Here is a 708-nt window from a genome sequence, read left to right as displayed (position 1 = left end):
GGTAGGGGATGCTGTCACGATGATGTCGGACTCAGGAGCGTGCACTGATCTTGATGCCGCGGCACCGGGCCACACTGAAAGGCCATCTCACAAGTCTTAGCTGTCGGTCCACATCGCATCAATAAGCGCCCCGTATCGCAAATTGTCACTTTCCTCAGCGCCGGTGGCGTGCTCGAAATTGAGAACGATCCAATCCGATTGGTACCCATCTGTTCCAAGAGTGTCCGCGAAGGCTTTTGCGTCATCCTGACTCGAGAATTTGTAAATGCTCAGTTCATCCGCCGCTAACGCGCTGACACACGGCACCTCATCTGTGCACTCGGTTTGCGTGACGTCCTTCACGTTGGATACGGGAAGATTTGGTTGAGCTTCAAACGCCTCGAGGACGTTTTCTGGTGTCATAGCGCTCCGAGAGTCGCAACCGCTGAGCATGAGGGTCACCGAAAGCGCTATACACACAACACCTGCACGACCGCATATTCTCTTGAGCGGACTTGATGCCGATGCGCCGAGTGACTCGTTGATCGTACTGAGCTTTGCCATTGCCACCCGTTCCTAAAGATCTTCGTTGAAGCCTATCTCGATATAGCTAGACTAGTGACATGAAGCCTTTGAGTCGAGTGACGGCCGCGACGGTCGACGTCCTATCCGTGCTGGTGAATGGGGAAGGGGCCATATGGGGACTTCGCGTCGTAAAGGAATCGGGCC

At 54.7% G+C, this 708-nt stretch carries 1 protein-coding gene; it reads right to left on the bottom strand.

The features are described from left to right. Positions 1-96: 96 nt before the first annotated feature. Entirely contained in the window at positions 97-543 is a 447-nt protein-coding gene (locus JF66_RS20745; protein WP_156109991.1) for a hypothetical protein, read from the bottom strand. Between the last annotated feature and the right edge of the window lie 165 nt (positions 544-708).

Origin of the sequence: Cryobacterium sp. MLB-32 (assembly GCF_000738085.1) — a bacterium.
GTDB lineage: Bacteria > Actinomycetota > Actinomycetes > Actinomycetales > Microbacteriaceae > Cryobacterium.
The sequence above is the reverse complement of the archived record's forward strand: the minus strand, read 5'-3'. Positions and strand labels throughout refer to the sequence as shown.